Below are 24,284 nucleotides of genomic sequence, written 5' to 3'. Positions count from 1 at the left end.
GTGTTTTATAACAACCAAAGACTGCATTCATACCTGGATTACAAAAGTCCGAACCAATATGAAGCTGAAGCAGCAAAAACGATGAAAGTTGCTTAACTGGGGTGTCCGGTTTTACTTGACCAGGTCAGCCAGTCCTCCTGTTTGATGGAAAAGTGTCGTCCAAGATTAAGAACAGTTATTTGGCGAACCTTGCCGCCGATGTGTTCACCGCGCACCAGGCGATAGGTGAAGTAGCTCTCTTTAAGAGCCGTGTTGTTAGTTCGGGTTCGACGGATAAACATTCCCTGCTTTTACAGAAAAAGCAAGAGGAAAAACTATGTGGTCAAAAATATTATGGCACAACAAAACTGTTTCCGGCAGGTTTAAAAACAATACACAATAATAATAAATTCGTTAAAAACGCAACCAAACAAAAATATAGCAAAAATTGGCCGTGTGATGTTAAAGATGGGTAGAACTCAAAAAGACAGCATAAATTCATACGCTCAGGCGACAACTAGCTTGACAACTACCGATAGCGATGATGTGCCAGGGTGTTAATGTGGAAGGGCTGGAGGCTTACATCATATCAAGTCGATGAGCCAATATACGAATGACTTAACAGAGGAATTTAGGATTATCACATAGTAGTGAAATGCAGATGGAGGGTTGTTATTCCAATTCGCGATAGACCTGAAAATATATCTAATACATAACTAGCTGTAGTTAATAGATTATTACAATATAATTATTGCTGTTTCTATTTGTAACTGGAATTAGACGAGGCGGTTGTAAAAATCATCTAATGCCCCGTTCTTGCCACGGGTCGTCTATTAACTACTCAACATACGGATTATCAAGCAATTTCAGCGATTATCGTGTTGGTCCAAGTCCAGGATCAACACGCCATACACCATCTTGAGCAGCAGGTGATGTATCAGTTTGGGGTATGTAACTATTATAATATATATAAGGGCCGTTCGCTGTTACAAATAATTCTGGATCCGATCGCACCCGAATGAGACTCTTGGTATTGTGAAGCATTCTGAATCCAGTACCGCTAAGATTGGTCAGTGCCAAGTAAGTTGGAATCCGCATATCTAAAATAACAGGACTCGGGCTTAACGTGAAAAAAATATAAGACTCACCATTATGAGTGAAAAACTCAGGAGACCAAATATTTGGAATAGCTCGTGGAGCTAAAATACTACTGATAGCTGTCCATATTGGATCGGCACCTTCGGTTTTAGCTATCTTGCGATATACTCTGATTTCATTCCGGTTGACCATGGAAAAAAACACATACTCATTGTTATATTCTGGCGCTTTCCACATAAAAATTGCGCCCTTTTCCCCGTCATCAAAGGTGAGTTGTTCCAATACTTTGTTTTCAACATCGTATAAAAAACATTGCGTTTCAACAACTCCAATGTCATTAGTGAAGGTGGATGAAAAAACGATAGTATGCATTCCTTCTACCCATCGCCGCGAACCTACTGAACCCAGTGTGTTTGGAACAAGTTCCTCACTTTCTGGATCATGTAATTCGCGCCAGTAAAATGGATGGCTATCGCGGGATTGGAGAGCCGATTGATAGGTTATCCTCGGAATCGGATCATCCTTATCTGAGTTGCCCAGAGGTGATGCATATGCCACCATATCATCAATAAAATTTGATGTCCAAACACCGTTATTGGAAACTGCATGGGCAATACGAGCGGTAGCTGGACTTTTAGGTTGGTTCGGCAGGTACTTCGTATATACTATTTCAGTTCCCTCAAAACTGGTTAGCCACTCGGGGCCGTTACCAAAATCAGACATGAATGCAGCCCCTGTATCTACCAACAACCCGCGACCGTTCGATGGTTTAAATCCGCCGGTTACTGGGTCAACTTTGGCGATCCATAGGTTCGATTTTCTATCCGTAAAAGTAAGCAGTGCGTGCGTCTGATCAAATTCGAAGTCAATGATCTCACTCTTCGTCACCTGTACTTCTGGAGGCAAAGTCCCTGCCCATGCATTTAAGGCTAGAACGGAGAATCCCATCAAAATTGATAATAACAAATTCGATATTGATATGAATCTATATGTTCGAATTTTGTGTTTGAGTATATTTTCTATGTGAAACATAGCTTCTCCAGAATAATTTTTAACATTGACAAGCGATTTGCCATTTTTGCAGCACATTAATTGAACCAATACAATTTCGGGTATGTGAAGTCAAATGATCAATGCCTCACTTGATTGATAACGTATCAAATTTTAAGGTGAATTTAGTTTTGCAGTAGCTTCATCAATGCCAGATTGAAGCCAATTCTTTTCAATTCCGTTTGTCGAGAGATCTTTTAGCTTTACTAGCGCATCACGTCGCAAAGTCCAAGCATCCGTGTTATTTGCATCTGCAGCCAAAACAGCATCGGCCAAATGTAGTGCTAATACGGCATTTCCACTTGAAAGAAGAATCTCCTGAGCACGTTGGATTATATTATCAACACCATTCGCCAGGCTAACTAGTTCCGATAGAGCCACTTGCGGGGGCTCAGAATACATACTTGATGGGTTGGCATCGAACCATCCGGCATAACCCTCATAGATCCCTCGGATAGACCAACTGACTCGACCGTAAGCCTCACCCACATATAGCTCCGGCGGCAATTGTATACTATTCATCAAAGTGAATACGTCGGCACCAGTATTCATTCCAGCTACTACTGCATCATGTACGTACAGAATGGCGTTCTGATATTGCGTTAGCTTTTGTGTAATCGTTGCGTTTCCAGAAACCGGCATGCCATGACTGGGCAACATCAGTCTTGGTTTCCAGGATAATACCTTGTTTAACGATTGCACGTAATCCAGCGCCCATCGAGGTTTTGTACCGCGCAAGCTGTAGATGTTCGGGAATGAGTTATAAAAATTATCTCCCACGAAGGCCGCTTGCAACTCGGGGATCCACACACTCAGATGGTCTGGTGTTTCACCGGGTGTGCTAAAGAGCTGAAAAGTCAATTCGCCAAGTGTAAACTGATATTTTTTGTCGAACAATATATCGGCAGGATTTTGCCCTGCGTAGTTGCCGGGATTAGGATTCGAAACAACTGGTATAGGTTTGCCTGCTTGTTTAGCATTACGTACCGCAAAGAATCCATTCAATCGTGTCTGGTAGTCAAGGAGTTCGATCAGATTGTTCTGAGCAATCACATGAGTTCCACTTTCCTTCCAAAGCTCGATACCTCCAGTGTGATCACCATGGCCATGCGTGATTATAATATAACGGACGGGTACACTACTGATCGCTTTTAACATTTCGTAATGCTGCGGTGCAGCAGCAGGACTTGATGTGTCAATAATAACCGCACCTTGATTAGTGATAACCATAAAGGTATTACTAGATATATTGCTACTACCTTGGGCCATATAAATATTATTATTTATCTTAATTGCGCTGGCTGCAGCCACAAATTGTGGCGCGGAGAGAAATACAAACAATAACAATAATCTGTTACAAAGCATTTTTTTTCGCAAAGCGAGCGTAAAAAACGATATTGAACTTAAAAGATATTTATTCATTGCTTTCTCCAATGCAAACTTATTACGCAAGAAAAACTTGCGTTGTTAAAATAACTCAATTTTAGACATCCAGCTTCCAACCTTGCGCCACCCGAACGGTAGCACAACTGGGGGGGTGAAACTAACAGAATTCATACTGCTTGCTGTTGATGTTTCTTCTACACCCGAAATCTTGGGTCGCCGCGTTGTTTCGGGAAGGTGAATATCGAGGACTTCCGGTTGAAACTGTCCCTGAAAGCAAGTCCGGTAAATTCCATGCGCAGCCACTGTGCCACGACATCGATAGGGAAAGCTTCTTCCGCAAACAGACTCAATAACTGAACCAGTGTCCACGTCGTCGAGCGAATCTGCATCCATAACTCCAGCATAGTACGTTTCTGCTGCCACAAATTGTTCACGCCCCACCAGCGCTTCAAGTTGTGAAACAAGGGTTCGATGCCCCAGCGGCGTGCATACAGATGCAATATCTCCTCGACACGCAAATCCGTTCCGATCGCCAGTAGCAAACGCGCCATTGCCACCACGGTGCGTAGACGAACCAACTGCTCCTTGCCATATAGTGTTAGCTTGACTTCGGTTACCGGCAAATTCCGGATTGCTTCGGGCGTTATTTTGATCCCGTAGGTTTTGGGGCGTCCGCGTCCAGGCTTTGGCACAGCGTCCGGTGGCAGGAATAATGCGGAATCGAACAGTAGTCGGACGGGCTTGTTCATCATCACGGGCGCTAAACTGCGTACTAATGCCCGCGCGATGGTCAGCTTGTTGCGATTGCCGGTGGCGGGGACAGAACGGGACACAATCGATAACACATACTTCCTGCCCGCACTGCTCAGCATGCTGACGCCCAACGTGACCCAGCATTGCGTCAGCAGAAACTGCGGCCGGTTGTGCTTCCTGGCATGGCCGTGCCGGATGATACTGCCCGGCGCTTTCCCGGATTGGCGTGGAATCAACGTGTTGTGAATGACCAGATTGAACGTCTCCATTGGCAATGCATCGTTGACCACCTCGAACAAGGCTCTTGCCAGTCGTGGCGTCCAGACGCTGCCGCGTTCCAGAAGTTTGTAATAGGTCGTCCAGTGACGGCCTTTGGTAATGGCACTGATCGCGCGGATCACCCAACCTTCTGGAGAAATCAGACAGCCACACAGCAGTTCGACGAAAGTGGCACGAGCGCGCAACGGCACGGCGCTGAGTAAATGGGTAATCCAGCTTGACGGGCAAAGACGGATAGTTTGAGCGTAGGACATAGAGCACCAAGTGAGGAGTAAAAACTCCTTCATGGGCCGCCGCACAAACCTTTCCTTCTGTCAAGTGATTTTTGCTCATTGTGTGAATATTTTTATGCCTCGTTTTGCTACTTTGCTTCTGCCTTAGTAGTCGATTCTTTGATGCTGAATGTCTAAATTTGAGTTAAAATAAGCATCTAAGCGATTAATTTGTCTAGCTATACTCGGTATCAATACGCCAAACTCCGTAGCACTACACTTAATTAAAAATTATAAAACGATTTTGTACAGTAACATAATTCATTAGCCTAATCTAGGTAGGCAATGTCCTGAAAATGTCCTGATAAATACTGAATCGCCCCGAGTTCTGTGGAGGCTATTTGGTTTAAGTAACACGGGCAGAATCCGAGTTGGCTAACTGCCGATAGTATTGTGCCTCAGCTTCTGTCGGCGGTATATAGCCGATGGGTCCCAGTAAACGCTGATGATTGAACCAGAATACCCAGTTCAACGTCGCCAATTCAACGGATTCCCTGTTTTTCCAGGGCCCTTGCTTGTGAATTAATTCAGTCTTGTAAAGCCCATTGATCGTTTCGGCCAGTGCGTTATCGTAGCTATCTCCTTTACTGCCAACCGATGGTTCTATTCCAGCTTCGGCAAGCCGTTCCGTATAACGGATAGAGACATACTGAGAACCCCGATCGCTGTGGTGGACCAAGGCACCCAGCTCCGGTTGCCGAGCGTACAAAGCCTGCTCCAGCGCATCCAGTACGAAATCCGTGTGCATACTGGAACTGACCCGCCAACCCACGATGCACCGGGCAAACACGTCGATGACGAATGCGACATATAGCCAGCCTTGCCAGGTAGAAACATAGGTGAAGTCCGACACCCACAACTGGTTTGTACGATCCGCCTTGAATTGTCGGTTGACCCTATCCAGTGGGCACGGCAGTGCCTTGTCCGGAACCGTGGTTCGTACAACCTTGCCACGACGTACACCTTCCAATCCCAACCGTTTCATCAGCCGTTCAACCGTGCACCGAGCTACCTGTATTCCTTCGCGCTTGAGTTGCCGCCATATCTTGTCGGCACCATAAACCTGCAGGTTGGCCTGCCAGACTCGTTGTATCTGTGGCATCAGCTCGTCATCGCGAATAGCTCGGGCACAGCGCAATGACGGATTACGCAGTTCGACAGCGTGACGTCGATATCCCGACGGGCCGACCTGCAATACCTTGCAGATCGGCTCGACCCCGTGGGTGCCGCGATGCCGGTCAATGAACGATCTCAGGATTTGAGTTTGCGGTCGAGCTCCGCCTGGGCGAAAAAAGCACTGGCCAGTTTCAGTATCTCGTTGGCACGGCGCAATTCCTTGATCTCACGCTCCAGTGCTTTGATGCGCTCGCGCTCTTCACTGGTAACGCCATCTCGCAGGCCTATGTCGATCTCGTGCTTCTTTACCCAATCATGCAACGTCGGCGGCGCGCAGCCGATCTTGGGTGCTATCGATTCTATCGTCGCCCACAGCGAAGGATACTCATTGCGATGCTCTTGCACCAGACGGACTGCTCGTTCTTTTACTTCGGGGGAATATTTGTTTGTTTTATTCATCGCTCCATTCTCTCAAGATTTGGAGCCTCCTCAAAATCCGGGGCGATTCAGCTTGTTTATTGTGTTTCGTGGATTGCTTCGGATTTGTGCGGATGCGTGATTGGCGGAGGCGGTGAGATTCGAACTCACGGTAGAGTCACCCCTACGGCAGTTTTCAAGACTGCTGCCTTAAACCGCTCGGCCACACCTCCAATCACAGAGCTAACAGGTCGCAATCATACCTTTTAGAGTTCTTTTTGGCTAGGGTCTGTTGACATTTCACATAGGTAGCCTGGCGAAAGCCGCGCTTAGGCTCACAAATCATCATCAAGTCACAGACACCTTTGCGTTCGTACTCGGTATCATAACGCGCAGGTGCACCCGGTTCGGGTGGAAGTGGTTTACGCACTTCGGCAATGAATTGCTTGGGACTTTCATCGAAACAGACGACCGGAGGCATCGGATCATAGGGTTCTTCATATAGGTCGAGAACGTCTTCTATCGCCGCCACAAAGGCGGAACTGACCTCTGGGATGCACCATTCCTGTTTTTGCCAGGGTTTAAGCGTGTTTTTTAAAAGCTGGCGAATGGTTTCGTAACTGCAGGAATCGGCGTAATTTAATTCCACTACTTTGTCCGCCAGCAGGCGCAGTGTCCAGTGATTATGGCCATCGGGCGCATCGCTGCAGGCCACCGGAATGAGATGGGCTGCCTGTTTATCGCTGAGTTTTGGTGCCTTGCCGGGACGCGGATGATCTTTCAAGACCGCTTCCGGCCCTTCTTCCACGCAGCGCTGTCGCGTCTTTGCCACCATCGACGGCGAGACATTCAGCGCATCATATTATCCACAAAGTGTGTTGGGTGACACTATTTACGGTACTCGAGACAACAGGCATTACCTGAAGGAAAAAGGCATTCATTTTTCTGGCAAACCATTGGGACGTCCTCCCAAGATAACAGAAGATAATCGAGCGCAATTTAAGCAACTACAAAAGCAACGGCGTGAAGACTATCGGCAGCGTATACCAATTGAAGATAAGTTCGGACAAGGCAAAAACGGCTATAACCTGAATTACATCCGCGCCAAAACAGCACGTACCAGCGAAGCATGGATCAATAGCATCTTCCTGGTCATGAATCTGATGGTGTTGTTGAAGGTTTTTATTTGCCTTTGCGCGCGCAGCTATAAATATTGCCAATTGATGTTTGGTTGCTGCTTAAATATATTTCAAAGCATCAAGAAAAGATCAGGCTACAGTCACAATGTCTGCTGACTTTCTGAGGAGACTCTATTTAGCAGGCCGTTAAAAAAACCATCTATGTTGCCGCTGCGGTATTAAAAACAGGCTCAAAATGCTCATTTATCATGCATAAACTGCGCTTCCCCCCATTTCCGCCTAGCACCGGCTGCTTCGAATACGTTTTTCAACGAATGAAATGGACTCTCCCCCAAACGGCATCAAATGTACCATATTGAAAGTTGGAGAACCGATCAATCAAAAGGAGAGGAGAATCCATTATGAATATTACAACCATTGGAATCGATCTGGCTAAGAATGTGTTTAGTTTGCACGGAGTGGATGCACAAGGCAAGGTCAGGCTGAAGAAGGCTGCTTCGCGCAGCAAGTTGCTGGAATGTTTCGCCAACATTGCCACCATGCTTGATTGGCTTGGAGGCCTTCACCGGCGCCCACTGGTCCGGATTGATCCGATCAAGCTCGATCTCGCCTTCCAACAGTGGAGCGCGGCCTTCGCCACAGAAGACCAAAGTCTTGCAATTGATGGCAAGACGATGTGCAACACCGTAGGCGGAAACAGGGTGGCAAATGCATATCATGAGTGTCGTTGGCCACGAGACGGTTTTGTGTATCACCCCAAAAAACCGGCATTCTGCCCGTAGAAGGTGGCTTAGATCCCAAGAAAACCAATGAAATCAGCACGTTCATTCCGCTGCTGGAAGGCATTGATATCCAAGGCAAGGACATTACTACTCGGGGCTAACAAGCCCCCAATTTAATGTTGAAGCGTTCCCGCCTCGGAATACATTGTGCCAGAAAGCCGTTTATCTGCTGCGAGAATTTGATTCTTGCCAGTCTTCTTCGCCTTATACATTGCTTGATCCGCGCGCTCAAAAATACTCTCTTGCGATTCCCCTGGTTGATACTGCGCTACGCCAGCGCTAAAAGTAATTAGCAAGCGTTTGTTTTCATACAAGAAGAACTTTTTAGTTAAATTGCGAAGTATTCTTGATGAAACTGAAAGTGCTTCTTCAAGGACTGTGTTTGGTAGCAGTATTGCAAATTCTTCACCACCATAGCGCGACACGACATCTTCTGGTCGCGTTGTTTCTTTGATAGCGCCAACTAGGAAAACCAGTGCGTCATCGCCTACTTTATGGCCATGTGTATCATTGAGTTGCTTGAAATTATCAATATCTAATAACACAAAACAGAGCGGCTCTTGATTGTGCTCTGCACGCGATATTTCACGTTCAAATGCGCTATCCAACCCACGACGATTAAATATGCCCGTGAGGTGATCTTCTTGTACTTTTTCCCCCATCTCTAATAACTTAATTTCAAGCTGGCTGATTTGATCTTGTGCTTTGCTTACTTCTGCGCGAGTAACTATTAAATCATCCCGATATTCTAAGACACTGCTTTGTACTTGCTGAGTTTCTTGCATAATTTCCACGAGCAATTGATTCAGTTCTTCTAGATCATTAGTCTGATTTACTTTATCTGAGAAATATTCAAGCTTAACTTGATATATTCCCGTTGCATCAGTGAGTTCTTCAATATTATTGATTAAGGAATTTACCATCTGCTTGACAGTAATTCTAGCTTTACCCAGGCTTTGCTTTATTATTTCCTGTTTTTGAATTATTTCCTTTAGATACTGCTCAGCTCGTGCCATGATTTGCATATTCAGTGGTTTAGACATAGTCTCTTTTAACCTAGAGATTTGCTCTTTAATCCACTGATCCTCAGACAACAATTCGCCGGTACTATCCATTAACAAATTGAGCAGTTTGAGTAAACCCTGTTGTAACTTGATCCCGCTTTCGCCATGGGATTCGAATTTGATGCAGAATTTTTGAAAATGAGCAATAAATTGCTCCATTTCCTGTTTATCCTGAATTTTCCGCACTTGTTGCGCCAATGTCCTAGCTTCATTGGCTAGCGTAGCATCATCAAGTAGGGTAACTGCGATATGTTCGAGCATTTGCGCCATCAGCTCCAGCATTTGGTCGGTAAAATTACTGATCGCGTGCTTTTGTTCTGAAACAATACACTCTGAATGGGAATTTTGTGAATCGGATTCATTTTGTATTTTTATGGATGAAGATTCTTCACCGTTCTCAATGATTTCCTGAGAATCTGATGTTAATGCACCCCATGCATCAATTAGCCTTCTTAGTTCACTGTGTAATTGATCTGAGTCTGTTGAAAACTTGACAAGCACCTGATGGAGATCTGTCCATTTTTTATCGGAAATCAATTTCTGGTTTTTAACTGCTAACAGTTCAAATAATTCCTCAATGGTCCCTCCCCACGGAATAGCCGATTCCGATTTAGCATTAACCAGTAATGTCTGTTTGCTAATAGTGACAGTCTCATTAGTAACAAGCTTAATCATTATCGATTTAAATTTTGTCCAATTCTTCTCATTCGCGGCCTGTTCCAGATTATTGGCAAAATTAAGCAATTGCGGCGTATGACGTGGCAGCTCCTTGGCCAAATCAATTAGCATCTTTGCGGTAATAGCAGATATTTGGTTAGGTGGATTGCCCGCAATTTGATCGTACAGCTTATGGTAATTATCAGGTGTAGGGGAAACTTTCAGCAAAGCAAGTTGCTTTAACGTCTCACGTGCAATAAAAGAAGGGTTAGAATTTTTACTTTCATTCATACAAATAACGAACTGAAATACCAATAGAATTATATTAGCGGAGATGTGCCGCCATTCTTGAGCTGTTCGTCATAAAATTCCTTTTTCTCATTTCGAAAATACTCATACCGTAAACGGATTTAAAAGAATCCATCACAAGATTTCTCTTGATTAGCAAGATAGATACTTCAGCATGGCGAATCCAAGTAGCTGGAAGAGGTTTGAAGTGGCTCCCCTTGGCTTGCGGCGTGTTAGCCGGAATGCATTCAATGCCCAGCTCACGCGCGGCACGAGCAAACTGGGTTTCAGCTTCTGCATTGGTATCCTTGGCATTGATGTGGAAGATGCTGTGCCTATCAATATAGAGCGCCGCTGGCACGCCGTGCGTCCACATTTAGCCCAACGTGGTCTCGGTCTTGTTAAAACTCAAAAAAGCGGACATTTCTATTTGGCGTGGACACAATCTTTTTATGAGGCGTCTATTTATACTGCCGCGATTCAACGCTGCACCAAAAATACGTTAGAATATGCCTTTTAGAATATTTATCGGGAGTTCCTGAATGTCAATGGCTGACCGTGATGGTGTAATCTGGTATGACGGGAAGATGGTTCCCTGGCGGGATGCCAATACGCATGTTTTAACCCATACCTTGCATTATGGATTAGGTGTTTTTGAAGGGTTGCGCGCCTATGAAACAGCGCAAGGACCGGCGATTTTCCGTTTACAAGAACACACTGACCGCTTATTCAACTCAGCGCATATTTTTATGATGAAAATGCCTTATGACAAGGCCACTTTGATGCAAGCGCAATGTGATGTGGTCAAACAAAATAAGCTCGTCTCCGGTTATATCCGTCCTATTACTTTCTATGGCGCTGAAGCCATGGGACTTTCTGCCAAAACCCTTTCCACACATGTTGCCATCGCCGCCTGGCCATGGGGGACATATTTAGGGCCGGAAGCCCTGGAAAATGGTATCCGCGTCAAAACCTCGTCTTTTACCCGGCATCATGTCAATATCAATATGTGCCGCGCCAAGTCGGTCACAACTTATGCCAATTCGATTCTGGCCAATCAAGAAGTTGGATTGAATGGGTACGATGAAGCTTTGTTACTGGATGTCGAAGGTTATGTGGCTGAAGGATCTGGAGAGAATATTTTTATCGTCAAACAAGGCAAGCTCTACACGCCTGATTTAACTTCATGCCTGGAAGGAATCACGCGTGCATCTGTGATTGACTTGGCTGCTGAAATCGGTATTCCAGTCATCGAGAAACGTATCACGCGCGATGAAATTTATTGTGCTGATGAAGCATTCTTTACCGGCACTGCTGCTGAAGTGACACCGATTCGTGAACTCGATAATCGCATGATTGGACTTGGCAAGCGCGGGCCAATCACCACGCAAATACAAACCCTATTTTTTGATTGCGTCAAAGGCAGAGCTAAAAATCACGCCGACTGGCTTACCTTTGTTTAATCAGCTACATTGGAATTATTTTTATGAATCAACAAACCAATAACAAAACACGAGAAATAGAAATTACAACTGATGATCTGCCGCTGCATTGCCCCACACCAGCCATGATGCTGTGGAATTCACATCCGCGGGTTTTTCTTCCGATCGAAGCAACGGGTGAAGCGCTATGCCCATATTGTGGTACGCACTACACGCTTAAAGGTGGCGCGGTCGCAGGACATCACTAAAGCGGTTTGATTTCTGAGAAGAACTTGCATTCCGACGATTTATTGGTTATAGCTATCTATCAGCAACTATTTACCACGTTTTATCAACAATCACTCTTTCAAAGAGACTAAATTATGCAAGCAATTCCTCATGAGATTTTTAAGGCGTATGACATTCGCGGCATTGTTGGTAAAACGATCACCGCTGATAATGTCGAGAAGATAGGCCATGCGATCGGCTCCGAAGCCCGTGCAAGAAATCTGACTGCTATCGCCATTGGCCGAGATGGCCGGTTATCTGGAACTGAATTATCTCAGGCGCTCGCTCGCGGCATTCAGAAAAGTGGAATTCATGTGGTGGATGTAGGCATGGTCGCAACGCCCATGCTGTACTACGCTGCACATGAATTGTGTCAATATTCCGGGGTGATGGTTACCGGTAGCCATAACCCGCCAGAGTACAATGGCTTTAAAATTGTGCTTGGAGGCGAAACGTTAGCGGCTGACACGATTCAGGCACTGCGTTTACGCATTGAAAATAACGACCTCGCACAGGGCACAGGCAATTATTCCGAACATGCTATCGTCAATACGTATATTGAACGGATTACTGGTGATATCAAACTCACTCGTCCGATCAAAATTGTTGTTGATTGTGGCAATGGTGTAGCGGGTGCATTTGCACCGGCGCTTTATCGTGGTCTAGGTTGTGAAGTAATCGAATTATTCTGCGAGGTGGATGGTTCTTTTCCTAACCACCATCCGGATCCATCTGTACCTGATAACCTAAATGATGTCATTCAGGCGTTGAAAACCACCGATGCAGAAATTGGATTGGCTTTTGATGGCGATGGTGACCGCCTAGGTATCGTTACGAAGAATGGCAATATTATCAATCCTGATCGCCAGCTCATGATGTTTTCAGCGGATGTGTTGTCGAGAAATCCTGGTGGCAAAATCATTTTTGATGTGAAATGTACTCGGAATCTGGCGCCCTGGATCAGTCAGCATGGCGGCGTGCCGATCATGTGGAAAACCGGTCATTCCTTCATCAAAGCAAAACTCATTGAGTCGAAGGCATTATTAGCTGGAGAAATGAGCGGTCATTTATTTTTCAAGGAACGCTGGTACGGTTTTGATGACGGCTTATATGCCGGTGCACGGCTACTCGAATTGCTAAGTCGCGAGGCAGATATCAATGTCACTCTCAATAATCTGCCCGATAGCATTAACACACCGGAACTTCAAGTTCGCGTTGCTGAAGGGGAAAATCACACACTGATTGCGCAGTTACAAAAAAATGCAATTTTCACTAATCCACAGCAAGTTATCACCATTGATGGTCTGCGGGTTGAATACAGCGATGGGTTTGGTTTGGCACGTGCCTCTAATACAACGCCGGTCATCGTATTACGCTTTGAAGCCGATAATGAGACAGCCTTGAAACGTATCCAGGAAGATTTTCGTCACAATATTCTGCATGCCAAACCGGATGCTCAACTCCCTTTTTAGTCAGGAATAATACTTCCGGTACTTTATGCGCATTGCCATTGCTCAGATTAATAGCACCGTAGGTGATATCACAGGGAATGCTGCAAAGATACTGGATGCGGCAAATCAGGCGAAGCAGGACGGCGCTCAGTTGATAATAACGCCCGAGTTAGCGCTATCCGGATACCCGCCCGCTGATTTATTATTACGCGAAACTTTCTGTCAATCTTGTAACGATGCACTGACAGAATTGGTTGAAGCGATTGATGGCATCACATTAATTGTGGGTTATCCCAGTTACCAGGAAGGCAAACTGTATAATGCTGCTTCCGTGATTCAGTGCGGCAAAATTATTCACACCTATTACAAAAGAATTCTCAATCAAGCTCCTTTCTTTAACGAATCCTATTATTTCGATACCGGCACAGAATCGTGTGTATTTGAACTGGACGGGGTTAAATTTGGCATTGCGATCTGCGCTGACTTCTGGCTGAGCAATTCGCTCCTTGCAGCAGATTATTCCGATCTTGATATTTTGTTAGTACTTAGCGCTTCGGCTTACCGTATCAACAAACAAGCTTCTCGTTATCAGATTACCCGCGAATTTATTGAACAGACTGGCATCTCCATTATCCACACTAACTTGGTTGGTGGACAGGATGAATTAGTTTTTGATGGCGCTTCTTTTGCAATGAACCGGCAAGGAGAACTAACCCATCAACTCGGTGAGTTTGTTGAAATTATTGAATTAATCGATATTCAGAACAATCAACCCATAAAAACTAAGCTAGCAATCCCACAACTTCCCATCGCCAGCATCTATCAGGCGTTATGTTTAGGGGTTAAAGACTATATCCGGAAAAATGGATTTCCCGGCGCATTGTTAGGTCTTTCCGGCGGAGTAGATTCAGCATTGACGCTGGCAATTGCAGTCGACGCATTGGGTGCGGGCAAGGTCAAAGCCGTCATGATGCCTTCGCAGTACACAGCCAATATCAGCCTGGAAGACGCCAATGAAATGGCCGGATTATTGGGTGTTAAACTCCTCGAATGCAGTATCCAGCCATTGTTTGATCAGTTTTTGTCAAACATCAAAAGTGATTTTCAAATTCCCTCTGATTCCACTGCAACGAATACTATGCCGGAGAATTTACAAGCGCGCATACGCGGGACTTTATTGATGGCGCTGTCAAACCATTCGGGCTCAATTGTGCTGACTACTGGCAACAAATCCGAGATAGCAGTTGGTTATTGCACGCTGTATGGCGATATGGCAGGCGGCTTTGCAGTATTAAAGGACGTCAGTAAAACCTTGGTTTATGCACTCTGCGAATATCGCAATCAAATTAACCGAGTCATTCCTGAGCGTATCATTCAACGCGCTCCGTCTGCTGAACTACGGCCCAATCAAACGGATCAAGATAGTTTGCCGCCATATGAAATTTTAGATGCGATTATCGAGGCTTATATTGAAAAAAATTATTCACCAGCGGAAATTATTGCGTTGAATTATAGCGAAGCAGATGTTAATAAAATCATACACTTAATTCATAGGAATGAGTATAAACGCCGCCAGGCTCCCCCGGGTGTTCGTATTACGCATTGCGATTTTGGCACGGCATGGCACTACCCCATTACATCCAGCTATCAAGTCTGGTCTACACAATCCAGAGACGAATAGGATCGATGGAACTTGAATAGTAAATCGATATCCTACCGTCATGAACTTCATCTACTTGATCATTGCGGTATCAATCCTGTTTCCGGAAAGTAGTTATGCACATGAATTACCTGATCTGGGAGATGTATCTCAGGCTACCATTACACCCCATCAGGAACGTCAAATTGGCTTGCAAATCATGCGTCAGATTCGTGCCGATCTCAGTTATTTGGATGATCCTGAAATAGCCAGTTATCTCAGCAACCTCGGTCATAAATTAATTGCCAATTCCGCTGAAACCAGTGCAGAGCAATCGTTCGAATTTTTTGCAATACAAGACTCATCGATCAATGCATTTGCTTTACCTGGCGGATTCATGGGATTCAATAGCGGATTGATCATCGCCGCACAAAGTGAATCGGAATTGGCTGCTGTGATGTCGCACGAAATTGCGCATGTGACACAAAAACATCTGGCGCGCATGATTGCCGGACAAAAATTCGATTTGATAAAGTCATTGGCGACACTTGCAGTCGCTATTATTGCCGCACGCTCTAATCCACAAGCGAGTCAAGCCATATTGGTTGCTTCCCAGGCCAGTGCCATTCAGTCAAAATTGGATTTCACCCGCAAGCATGAAAAAGAAGCGGACCGGATTGGTTTAAGTATCCTGCTCGATGCAGGGTTCGAACCGCAAGGAATGTCCACTTTTTTTGAACGTCTGCAAAGAGCGGGACGATTTCATGAAAATGGTGCGCCTTCGTATTTACGTACTCACCCAATCACTTATGAGCGTATCGCAGATATCCAAAATCGCATTCGCGAAATGCCATATCGCCAAGTTCCCGATAGCATCGATTTTTTATTGGTGCGTGCTAAATTACGCGCTATGCAAGGAAAACCGCATGATTCAGTTGTGCAATTTAAGTCCCGTTTGGATGAGAAACGATATACCAACGAAGCTGTTGAACGCTATGGCTATATTCATGCGCTATTACGGGATAAAAAGAACCAACAGGCAAGTAACGAACTCGCGCATTTATACCAAATATTGCAGAATGATTTTTCTACATCGGTTCTGACCAATCATCCATTGGGAAAAACAGTGCGCGTTGAAAATAAAAATGTGATTGCTGGCGCCATGATTGAAACACTCTCAGCCAGTGTTAAATTGGCTAATGGAAAAATTACTGAAGCATTTGATATTTATAAAACTGCATTAAGAATTTACCCGCAGCATCGCGCCCTGATTCAGGGGTATGCGCATGCTTTAATACAAAACAAACAGACTGAAACAGCACTTGAGTTTATTAACAAACAATTACTGCTTATTCCAAATGATCCGCAACTGTTTAGCTTACAGGCCCAATGCTACGCCTTATTAGGTGATAGAATGCTGCAACATCGTGCGCTGGCTGAATCGTATGCGCTAAAGGGACACACTGCAGCTGCGCTTGATCAATTGCAAACCGCACTGCAGAACAGCAACGGAAATTTTTACCAGCTATCCAGTGTTGAAGCGCGTCTTAAGCAAATACAAACACTGAAAGCAGAAGAAGATAAAGAAAAATAAAAGCACTCAATATTATTAGACAATCTGCATCAATACATTCATCTAACTTTCTAAACAAGTCTTTTGATTACTATTCATCCCCGAATTGCATTCTACCAAGTTTCTCTAAATGTTAACTGTTAGCATTAAACGAATTGTCATTGTTTTAATTATGATTTCTGTCTCAGCCACCTATTATTGGGTTAGCGGCGGGAAAAAAGAATCTAAAGAGAATCAATATAAAACCCGGAATATTGAACGGGGCGACGTCATACAATTCATCTCTGCTAACGGCACGTTGACCCCCGTTGTTCTTGTCAACGTCGGCACTCAGGTTTCAGGTACTGTGGCTAAATTATATGCGGATTATAACGATCATGTTGAAGTAGGTCAGATTCTGGCTGAACTGGATCCGGCTTTACTACAGGCACAATTGCAGCAATCCAAAGCAAATCTTCTCAACGCCCAAGTAACCTTGAGAATTGCTGATAGTAAATTGAAACGCCATCAATTGCTGAAAGATAAAGAATTCATTTCACTTGAAGCATTACAAATGATCGAGCAGGAAATGGAAGTAGCACGAGCGCAGTTGGCAATCAGTAAGGCCCAAGTTGCGCGCGACCAAACTAACCTCAATTACAGTGTTATCCGGTCCCCCATATCGGGAGTAATCATCGCGCGGAATGTAGACATCGGCCAAACTGTGGCTGCCAATTTCCAAACACCGATCTTGTTTCAAATTGCCAAAGATCTCCGGCAAATGCAAATCAACATTAGTGTCGCTGAAGCCGATATCGGCCAATTACACCTCGGCCAACTCATTAACTTTACCGTTGATGCGTTTCAGCAACGTAAATTTACCGGCACAGTGAAGCAAGTCCGACTCAATCCGACGATTCAGGAGAATGTTGTTACTTATAACGTAGTTGCCATGGTTGATAATGATGACGGAACCTTATTGCCGGGTATGACTGCCAATATCAATTTTGTTGTCAATCAAAAAAATGATGTTTTGCGCGTACCCAATGCAGCCTTGCGGTATCAGCCAAAGGATATTGAATCGAGTGAAGGCAGCAAAATATCAAAATTAGCCAATCAATCTGTAGTGTACCTTCTAGCAGAAAATCAACCCATCCCAGTCAGTGTAATCGCTGGTATAACGGATGGTAATTTCACTGAAATCGTCAATGGTGAGATAAAAGCAGGCGATAAAGTAATTATCAGTGAAGTTGTCGACAAAAAGGAATCGGAAAGTAAGTTCAAATTAAGAGTATTCTAATGCTACCGATTCAGACAAATCATGTCGGGCATTCGCTGATTAGAATTGAAAATCTTTGTAAAAGCTACAATTTGCAAGATGCCAGTGGAAAGACCATCACGAATCAAGTTCTGTTTAATATCGACCTGATCATCAATCAAGGTGAATTTGTTGCCATTATGGGACATTCCGGGTCGGGTAAATCGACACTGATGAATATACTCGGTTGCCTTGACACCCCGACAAGCGGATCTTATTGGCTTTCCGAAGAAAATGTCGCCACACTCACCAACGATGAACTGGCACGCATTCGTAACCAGAAAATCGGTTTCGTATTTCAGGGATTTAACTTGCTAAAGCGCGTGACAGCACTGGATAATGTGGCAACACCATTACTGTACGCTGGTATCGGCCGTTCTCAAAGCCGCAAACAAGCATTAGAACTTCTCCGTCGCACCGGCTTAGAGAATTTTGCCATGCATCAACCCAATCAGCTCTCAGGAGGACAACAACAACGTGTCGCAATTAGTCGCGCACTGATCAACCAACCGCCACTGATTTTAGCTGATGAACCCACGGGAAATCTTGATACGCAAACCAGTCGTGAAATTATGTTACTGTTTCAGCAACTTAATCGTGATCAAGGCATTACCATCGTTCTGGTCACGCATGAAGATGATATTGCAGCTTATGCAAAGCGCTTAATTCGCCTAAAGGATGGGCATATCATTTATGATAAGAACAACGATAACGAGACAATTTTAGACAAGCTCTCATGACCTTTCTCGGTCTAATCACAGTCTCCAATTTAACCCGACCCATGATTAATCTCTACCGACACGATGAATCTGTTTGCAATTATCGGTGAAGCACTGCGCGCCTTGCGTCAAAATCGCTTGCGTACCGGATTGACTATGCTGGGCATGATCATAGGCGTAGCGGCCGTTATTTTAATGTTATCTATTGGTCAAGGCGCGCAAACTAAAATTAATCAAACCATCGCTGAAATGGGCAGTAATCTTTTTATCGTTGTCCCAGGCGCCACGTCTTCCGGAGGATTTAGCTTTGGTAGCGGTAGCATCAGAACTTTAACAATCCATGATGCGCAAGCGATTGCGGAATTACCCGCAATCAGTGCAACGGCACCTGTCATTTCGGGTACAGCGCAGCTCAATTACGCCGCTAAAAATTGGAGTACCATCATCACCGGCACTACACCGGATTATTTCTCGGTAGGTAATTGGAAAATAGAATCGGGTACATTTTTTACTGAATCCGATCTTCGTTCGGCTAACCGTGTAGTTGTATTAGGATCAGTCACAGCGCAGAACTTGTTCAGCGGTGAAGATCCCGTTGGAAAAACCATACGCATAACCAACCGCCCTTTCCTCGTAGTGGGTGTGTTAATGGCCAAAGGACAGAGCCTTACGGGACGGGATCAGGATGATAATATTTTTATACCGATCACAACCAGCGAAAGACAGATTACCGGCAATCAGTTTCCCGGCTCTATCCGTCTTATGTTAGTACAGTGCAAATCCGCGGATGAAATGGATATCGCCGAAATGGAAATTACTCAACTATTACGCCAACGCCATCGTATCGCAAAAGGTAAAGAAAATGATTTTACCGTCCGCAATTTAACTGCACTTGCTGATGTTGCAACAGGCGCTGCAAAAGTGATGTCGATGGTATTGGGCGCCATTGCATCGGTATCTTTATTGGTTGGCGGGATTGGCATTATGAATATTATGCTAGTATCTGTGACTGAACGTACCCGGGAAATTGGTATTCGTATGGCAATCGGTGCCAATCAGCGCGCAATTCTTACTCAATTTCTGCTTGAGGCTATGATGATCTGTTTTATGGGTGGATTAATTGGTTTGTTATTGGGTATTGGCGGCGCTTGGGTAGTCAGTCAAGTTGCTGATATGCTCATTGTCATCACATTAGGGATGATTGGTTTGGCTTTTCTATTTGCTTCGGCGGTTGGTATATTTTTTGGTTTTTATCCTGCCAAGAAAGCTGCTTCACTGAAACCAGTCGATGCACTTCGATATGAATAACTTATCTAAGTTTTGTTAATTGGCTTGCATTCAGCGCAAAAAGAGGAATAACTCATGACAATCAAAGAGCGCCCTACTTCTGATTTTCTAGCAATTATCGTAGTAGAAAATACAAAAGAAGCGATGACTGTCGGTGAAATTAAGAATGCCTTGCATGAGCGCGGTTTTGGCATTCTAATGGCCATCGCTGCCCTGCCAATATGCCTTCCAGTACCCGTCCCCCCCGGTTACACAACATTCTTCTCTATTCCGTTATTCATTTTCTCCGTACAAATGACTCTTGGTATGCAAGCCCCCTGGTTACCGCTCTGGATTGAAAAGCTATCAATCAGCCGTTCAAATCTTGAGAAAATAGTTACAAAAGCAAATCCTTGGCTCAAAAAAATTGAAAACCGTATGCAGCCGCGCATGACTTATATCAGTGTGCATACATGGGAAAGAATTATCGGTATTTTTTCCTTTGTTTTTGCGCTATCGATAGCACTTCCGTTACCCTTGACTAATTTTGCACCAGGTTGGGGAATACTGGTGATGTCTCTGGGACTTCTGAACAGAGATGGTGTAACCATATTAATCGGCATGATCATTGGCACGATTGGAATCGGCCTTACTATGATTATCTTGGTAATGCTATGGATGGGAATGACAATGCCATCATTCTATTGATTTATTGCTTCAGAGAGCATTATTCATAATGCCGCATATGCAATTTTTCGAGTTTTAAAATGAATATTTCCCGCTCAGCTTTTCCCATATTACAAAGATTCTCGAATATGTCATACCGAGTCAAAATAACTTTATTCAGCTTGAATTTTGAGTGACCTATCAATTCAGTCTCTCGAGTTGGGTCAGTATGCACCTTATAATGGAAAAAATCGGATTTGGCTGAACAATCTTTCTAATCAGGTATTCTTTTAATGCGGGAGAACCCTTTACGCATACCGGATTACAAGCAAACTATACAATAAATGGTCTGTTCTTGGCAGTGCTGTTACCGGCAGCGCCACGGGTGGTTGGGATAAACAACTCAGCAATTGGAGCGGAGTTTCCGGTCTCATCTGGACAAGTGATAACCAAGCAACTTCACTGAATGTCACTGGCACTTATGGTAAAACCTCAACACAAAGCAGCAGATCATGGGAAATGTATAATATTGTTTTACAGTACAAATTAACCCTAAAACACTATTCGTTTTGCATCATGTCCACGGTTTTGCTGATGGCGTTTATTGAATAACTTAAAGTACAGCAATGTAGTAAAGGATGCAGAATGGTTTGGTTTCATCACGCACTTATACTACGATCTTACGGACAATCTGTCAGTGGGCGCTCGAAGGGAGTGGTTTCGTGACAGAGATGGTTTCCGCAATCCATCACCTTTTCGAATTGCAGCGGCCACTAATCTTGTTAATGGCGTACCAGTAAGTTATGCAGGTAATATCAGTAGTGTAACAAAGGAAATAGTGAGATTCAGATTTCACGGAAATTTTGCCAGTTGGATTAGATGGAAATAGTGTTCGAACATACATTCGCAAAGAGGGGAAGAAGTTGAGCGGCATGACCAAATGAAGCGAGCCATGAAATAGACTACCTTTGGTGGCTCAGGGGTTTTCTGGAACTTTTGAAGCCAAGCTGTCGCGGCTTTGTCCATGGCAAATTTGTTCAAACCCCAGAAACCACGAAACTCAGATTTTTAGATAACTCGGAATTATATGCTATTGATTATAAAATTTTATAGGAGCTTATTAGTGTTTTTGGGGTGCTAAGTGGAAATCAACGTAACATCAGTTTTCTTAAATACTAGAAATCAGAGTAGATCAGTCCAGTGGCTTGCCACTCGTATTTTATTTCCTGTGAACTTTACTTAATTATTATTCGCAAAATGTTTAAAGTTTTGTAAATTAAATCCGAAATCAAATTTACTAATTATAACTGTTCTAAAAAGGCTGTAAGTTTTGTCTGAAATTGTTCTTTGGAGAATAAGAGACTCTAAGTAACATATTCAGCAGGATTTCATTCTGATTGCTTGTGAAGCATGTGCAAGAACAGTGTGTTAATATTAAACTGTAGTGGGACCTGTTTAAAGGTAAAGATAAATGGCCAATAGAACAGAGCAAGTACTTTCGAGAATATCTCATAAAAGAATGGATGATGCCAAAGTTTTAATCGTTGTAGATAAATATGTCTCTGGCAAGACTCTGAGGAATATACTTGAAGAATGGGGATATGATGTCACTGGTGTTTGTACTTCAAGTCAAGAAGCTTTAGTAAGAGTAAAAAAAGACAAACCCGATCTTATTTTGACTGATATGACGTTGGATGATTGTGATGGCATCTATTTAGCACAGCAATTAAATTTACAAACTGATAATACAAATATTTGTATCTATTTTACGGCTTATGCTAGCGATTTGATTGTACAGCGCACTATGACGATTGCTACTGCGATGGGGTGCAATATTAATAAATATAGTAATGACAAAAATCACACTGATTTCGAGTCATGTTTTTGTCAATATTATGGTATTGATAAAACTAAGAATCTTATTAAGCAGCTTTCTGTACAGCCTATCAGAGTTTTATTGGTTGACGATCAACAAATAGTGCTTTGGGGGTTGGAAAAGCTTATTGATAGTGAGCTGTGTATGGAAGTTGTTGGAACTGCAACAAATATTCCTGATGCAAAACGGCTTGTTATGGAGAAACAACCAGATATTATTATACTAAACATTTATTTAGATGATATTGATTGTGTGAGTCATATCCCAGAATTTTCCAACAATGGGAATACGCGAGTTGTGATATTTACTGAGACACATGATAAAGAAGTAATTGATCGTGCAATACTCAGTGGCGCACGAGGTGTAGTGCACAGGAAAGAATCAATGCAAACGATACTTAGAGCTATTGAGAAAATTCATAATGGGGAGCTGTGGCTAGATCGCATAACAACCGGACGTGTTTTTCTTCAGAATTCACGCATACGGGAAAAAGTTTCTCCTGATACAAATACTGAGAAAATAACAATGCTTACTCGTAAAGAATGTATGATTCTTAGAGCATTTTCGGATGGAACTGGTGGTGAGCAAAATAAGCAGATAGCAGCTAAATTGTGTATGAGTGAACATACATTGCGCAATCATTTAACATCCATTTTTAGCAAATTAGGAATTAAAAATAGATTTAGTCTTTTTACGTACGCCAAACAACATTTCCAACAATTAGAATCTTCTGTGAATCAGTCGTATAGAAACCATTAAGTTGAAATCACGATTTACGGAGGGGTTAACACACGCTGTTATGTGTAATCCTGCCAGCGTTTGCGTGATCATCATAAAAGCGGAATTTTGTTTTAATTTTGCCAAACTGATGCGCCGATTCATGATGGAAGCACAATCCGGGCATATCGCAACCAGGTTTCCCAAGGTATCTGTTATCGCCCGATATCCAATCAGATCAGCATCAAGTTTCTTAGGTGCGCGGTATCGCATACAATAGATTTCGTCCGCTTTGCAAGATTGTTTGTTCTTGATTCTTTTGGTTTCCAGAAAGACTCGAAGATCACGTCCCATAATCAGGAAAGGCAGCTTCTGGTCGGCTTCCATCCGGGTTGAGTACAGGCACCAAATCTTCCGCACCGGAAAGAATAAAAACATCCGATTCATCGGCATCATTATAGCGTGGCAGCCCCTTGTCAGTCTTGCGCGTGATGGCGGGGTAGCGAGAGATTCCAGCCGAGGCCAAACAGGCCATTACCTACGCCGGAATCATAGGAAAGGGAAAGTTGCGGGCTAAAACCTGAGCGGCCGGGGGGTGTTGCGATGGGAATTGACATGGATCCGATGCCGGTGACCGGATTAGCAGCAAACTTTTCACCGATACTGCGAATGGCACCGCCGCCTTTGGGCAAGGAAATTGCCGGGGGCTTGGTCAGCTCGGGGCCCGTAATTTGCCCATCGGTCTTCTTGGAATTTTTATCCTGCCCCACAGGTGATTTATGATCCAGCACAATGCTCCCTCCTTTTTCCGAACAATCTGATACTTGACAGTAGCTGAGGAAACTAAAACGCTTTCTTACTAACAGCAAACTTCAAAAAGTCTTTCGACTTGTTCATTTCTTATGAGGCAAGTTGGATAAGTGGCTATTTTGCGCATTAACGCAGAACAGCTTATTGCCCTTCGTATATGGACGCCTCCCGGTTTGGCAAGCAATATTTCGTGTTTTGGTAAAAATAAAATCGGCTGCAGTCTTATATCCGGCCTTGTTGCAGATTGGATTTCTATCTGCGGGCCCTGATGGAATTCGCCA

General features: G+C 43.9%; 25 protein-coding genes, 1 tRNA gene, 3 pseudogenes and 1 other annotated feature. Of the genes and pseudogenes, 18 read left to right on the top strand and 11 right to left on the bottom strand.

Annotated elements, in window-relative coordinates; all coding sequences use genetic code 11:
* On the top strand, positions 1 to 96 hold a 96-nt coding region (locus tag QZ942_RS14055; RefSeq protein WP_366835997.1), incomplete at its 5' end, for an IS3 family transposase.
* Positions 97 to 179: 83 nt separating this feature from the next.
* Positions 180 to 455: a hypothetical protein gene (locus tag QZ942_RS04915; protein ID WP_292993570.1), complete on the top strand. Its 276-nt coding sequence runs from the start codon at positions 180 to 182 to the stop codon at positions 453 to 455.
* Positions 456 to 852: 397 nt separating this feature from the next.
* Here QZ942_RS04915 and QZ942_RS04910 read toward each other — a convergent pair whose 3' ends face one another.
* The 3 genes from QZ942_RS04910 to QZ942_RS14050 all read right to left on the bottom strand — a co-directional run bounded on the left by QZ942_RS04910 (position 853) and on the right by QZ942_RS14050 (position 4,385).
* On the bottom strand, positions 853 to 2,178 hold the full coding sequence (locus QZ942_RS04910) for a hypothetical protein (RefSeq protein ID WP_292993569.1): 1,326 nt from the start codon (positions 2,176 to 2,178) through the stop codon (positions 853 to 855).
* A gap of 63 nt (positions 2,179 to 2,241) precedes the next feature.
* Positions 2,242 to 3,549: an alkyl sulfatase dimerization domain-containing protein gene (locus tag QZ942_RS04905; RefSeq protein ID WP_292993568.1), complete on the bottom strand. Its 1,308-nt coding sequence runs from the start codon at positions 3,547 to 3,549 to the stop codon at positions 2,242 to 2,244.
* Positions 3,550 to 3,707: 158 nt separating this feature from the next.
* A complete protein-coding gene (locus QZ942_RS14050; RefSeq protein ID WP_366836088.1) occupies positions 3,708 to 4,385 on the bottom strand; it encodes a transposase in 678 nt (225 codons plus the stop codon).
* Between the two features lie 24 nt (positions 4,386 to 4,409).
* Here QZ942_RS14050 and QZ942_RS14045 point away from each other — a divergent pair, with 24 nt between their 5' ends.
* Positions 4,410 to 4,748, top strand: a complete 339-nt coding sequence (locus tag QZ942_RS14045; protein WP_366836090.1) for a hypothetical protein — start codon at positions 4,410 to 4,412, stop codon at positions 4,746 to 4,748.
* A gap of 415 nt (positions 4,749 to 5,163) precedes the next feature.
* On the opposite strand, the gene QZ942_RS04895 is transcribed toward QZ942_RS14045, so the two are convergent.
* From QZ942_RS04895 to QZ942_RS04885, 3 genes are all read right to left on the bottom strand, one after another.
* Positions 5,164 to 6,392, bottom strand: a protein-coding gene (locus QZ942_RS04895; RefSeq protein ID WP_292993566.1) for an IS3 family transposase whose coding sequence is annotated in 2 segments (ribosomal slippage) — positions 5,164 to 6,113 and positions 6,113 to 6,392 — 1,230 coding nt in all. Because the reading frame shifts where the segments join, the coding sequence is not laid out codon by codon here.
* Positions 5,998 to 6,114, bottom strand: a sequence feature (AL1L pseudoknot). (Overlaps the previous gene by 117 nt.)
* Positions 6,393 to 6,493: 101 nt before the next feature.
* Positions 6,494 to 6,583 (bottom strand) — tRNA-Ser (locus tag QZ942_RS04890).
* Positions 6,584 to 6,585: 2 nt separating this feature from the next.
* Positions 6,586 to 7,203: an IS630 family transposase gene (locus QZ942_RS04885; protein WP_292993572.1), complete on the bottom strand. Its 618-nt coding sequence runs from the start codon at positions 7,201 to 7,203 to the stop codon at positions 6,586 to 6,588.
* 7 nt (positions 7,204 to 7,210) lie between these two features.
* On the opposite strand from QZ942_RS04885, the pseudogene QZ942_RS04880 reads away from it, so the two are divergent.
* The 3 genes and pseudogenes from QZ942_RS04880 to QZ942_RS04870 form a co-directional block, all read left to right on the top strand.
* Positions 7,211 to 7,528, top strand: a pseudogene (locus QZ942_RS04880) (transposase); the annotation flags it as partial.
* 362 nt (positions 7,529 to 7,890) lie between these two features.
* Positions 7,891 to 8,068: pseudogene (locus QZ942_RS04875) on the top strand (IS110 family transposase); the annotation flags it as partial.
* Positions 8,069 to 8,210: 142 nt separating this feature from the next.
* Positions 8,211 to 8,372 (top strand): hypothetical protein, encoded by a 162-nt coding sequence (locus QZ942_RS04870; RefSeq protein ID WP_292993565.1) that lies wholly within the window; start codon positions 8,211 to 8,213, stop codon positions 8,370 to 8,372.
* Between the two features lie 12 nt (positions 8,373 to 8,384).
* On the opposite strand, the gene QZ942_RS04865 is transcribed toward QZ942_RS04870, so the two are convergent.
* Both QZ942_RS04865 and QZ942_RS04860 read right to left on the bottom strand, forming a co-directional pair.
* Positions 8,385 to 10,283 (bottom strand): GGDEF domain-containing protein, encoded by a 1,899-nt coding sequence (locus QZ942_RS04865; protein ID WP_292993564.1) that lies wholly within the window; start codon positions 10,281 to 10,283, stop codon positions 8,385 to 8,387.
* A gap of 211 nt (positions 10,284 to 10,494) precedes the next feature.
* Positions 10,495 to 10,647: pseudogene (locus QZ942_RS04860) on the bottom strand (ISNCY family transposase); the annotation flags it as partial.
* 175 nt (positions 10,648 to 10,822) lie between these two features.
* Here QZ942_RS04860 and QZ942_RS04855 point away from each other — a divergent pair.
* The 12 genes from QZ942_RS04855 to QZ942_RS04800 all read left to right on the top strand — a co-directional run bounded on the left by QZ942_RS04855 (position 10,823) and on the right by QZ942_RS04800 (position 23,235).
* The gene (locus QZ942_RS04855; RefSeq protein ID WP_292993563.1) at positions 10,823 to 11,743 is read left to right on the top strand and encodes a branched-chain amino acid transaminase; all 921 of its coding nucleotides are present in this window, start codon (positions 10,823 to 10,825) and stop codon (positions 11,741 to 11,743) included.
* 23 nt (positions 11,744 to 11,766) lie between these two features.
* On the top strand, positions 11,767 to 11,970 hold the full coding sequence (locus tag QZ942_RS04850) for a zinc-finger domain-containing protein (RefSeq protein ID WP_292993562.1): 204 nt from the start codon (positions 11,767 to 11,769) through the stop codon (positions 11,968 to 11,970).
* 114 nt (positions 11,971 to 12,084) lie between these two features.
* Complete coding sequence (locus tag QZ942_RS04845; RefSeq protein ID WP_292993561.1) at positions 12,085 to 13,461, top strand: phosphomannomutase/phosphoglucomutase; 1,377 nt, start codon at positions 12,085 to 12,087, stop codon at positions 13,459 to 13,461.
* Positions 13,462 to 13,486: 25 nt separating this feature from the next.
* Entirely contained in the window at positions 13,487 to 15,121 is a 1,635-nt protein-coding gene (locus QZ942_RS04840) for an NAD+ synthase (RefSeq protein ID WP_292993560.1), read from the top strand.
* A 40-nt stretch (positions 15,122 to 15,161) separates the two neighbouring features.
* Positions 15,162 to 16,673: a M48 family metalloprotease gene (locus tag QZ942_RS04835; protein ID WP_292993559.1), complete on the top strand. Its 1,512-nt coding sequence runs from the start codon at positions 15,162 to 15,164 to the stop codon at positions 16,671 to 16,673.
* Between the two features lie 109 nt (positions 16,674 to 16,782).
* Positions 16,783 to 17,931, top strand: coding sequence for an efflux RND transporter periplasmic adaptor subunit (locus tag QZ942_RS04830; RefSeq protein WP_292993558.1), 1,149 nt, complete (start codon positions 16,783 to 16,785; stop codon positions 17,929 to 17,931).
* A complete protein-coding gene (locus QZ942_RS04825; RefSeq protein WP_292993557.1) occupies positions 17,931 to 18,689 on the top strand; it encodes an ABC transporter ATP-binding protein in 759 nt (252 codons plus the stop codon). The genes QZ942_RS04830 and QZ942_RS04825 overlap by 1 nt, the downstream gene beginning before the upstream one ends.
* A gap of 63 nt (positions 18,690 to 18,752) precedes the next feature.
* Positions 18,753 to 19,976, top strand: coding sequence for an ABC transporter permease (locus tag QZ942_RS04820; RefSeq protein ID WP_292993556.1), 1,224 nt, complete (start codon positions 18,753 to 18,755; stop codon positions 19,974 to 19,976).
* Positions 19,977 to 20,030: 54 nt separating this feature from the next.
* Positions 20,031 to 20,642 (top strand): exopolysaccharide biosynthesis protein, encoded by a 612-nt coding sequence (locus QZ942_RS04815; protein WP_292993555.1) that lies wholly within the window; start codon positions 20,031 to 20,033, stop codon positions 20,640 to 20,642.
* Between the two features lie 279 nt (positions 20,643 to 20,921).
* Positions 20,922 to 21,212: an outer membrane beta-barrel protein gene (locus QZ942_RS04810; RefSeq protein ID WP_292993571.1), complete on the top strand. Its 291-nt coding sequence runs from the start codon at positions 20,922 to 20,924 to the stop codon at positions 21,210 to 21,212.
* Positions 21,205 to 21,489 carry an outer membrane beta-barrel protein gene (locus QZ942_RS04805; protein WP_292993554.1) on the top strand — a complete coding sequence of 95 codons (285 nt, stop codon included), beginning with the start codon at positions 21,205 to 21,207 and terminating at the stop codon, positions 21,487 to 21,489. Before QZ942_RS04810 ends, QZ942_RS04805 begins: the two co-directional genes overlap by 8 nt.
* A gap of 582 nt (positions 21,490 to 22,071) precedes the next feature.
* The gene (locus QZ942_RS04800; protein WP_292993553.1) at positions 22,072 to 23,235 is read left to right on the top strand and encodes a DNA-binding response regulator; all 1,164 of its coding nucleotides are present in this window, start codon (positions 22,072 to 22,074) and stop codon (positions 23,233 to 23,235) included.
* 301 nt (positions 23,236 to 23,536) lie between these two features.
* On the opposite strand, the gene QZ942_RS14040 is transcribed toward QZ942_RS04800, so the two are convergent.
* From QZ942_RS14040 to QZ942_RS04785, 3 genes are all read right to left on the bottom strand, one after another.
* Positions 23,537 to 23,728 carry a SpvB/TcaC N-terminal domain-containing protein gene (locus QZ942_RS14040; protein ID WP_366836081.1) on the bottom strand — a complete coding sequence of 64 codons (192 nt, stop codon included), beginning with the start codon at positions 23,726 to 23,728 and terminating at the stop codon, positions 23,537 to 23,539.
* Positions 23,670 to 24,062 (bottom strand): SpvB/TcaC N-terminal domain-containing protein, encoded by a 393-nt coding sequence (locus tag QZ942_RS04790; RefSeq protein WP_292993551.1) that lies wholly within the window; start codon positions 24,060 to 24,062, stop codon positions 23,670 to 23,672. The genes QZ942_RS14040 and QZ942_RS04790 overlap by 59 nt, the downstream gene beginning before the upstream one ends.
* Positions 24,053 to 24,284, bottom strand: a 232-nt coding sequence (locus tag QZ942_RS04785; protein ID WP_292993550.1) for a hypothetical protein, incomplete at its 5' end; no start/stop codon positions are given. The genes QZ942_RS04790 and QZ942_RS04785, both read right to left, overlap by 10 nt.

The sequence above is a fragment of the Nitrosomonas sp. genome, assembly GCF_021731985.1.
Lineage (GTDB): Bacteria > Pseudomonadota > Gammaproteobacteria > Burkholderiales > Nitrosomonadaceae > Nitrosomonas.
This window is presented reverse-complemented; position numbering and strand designations above follow the sequence as displayed.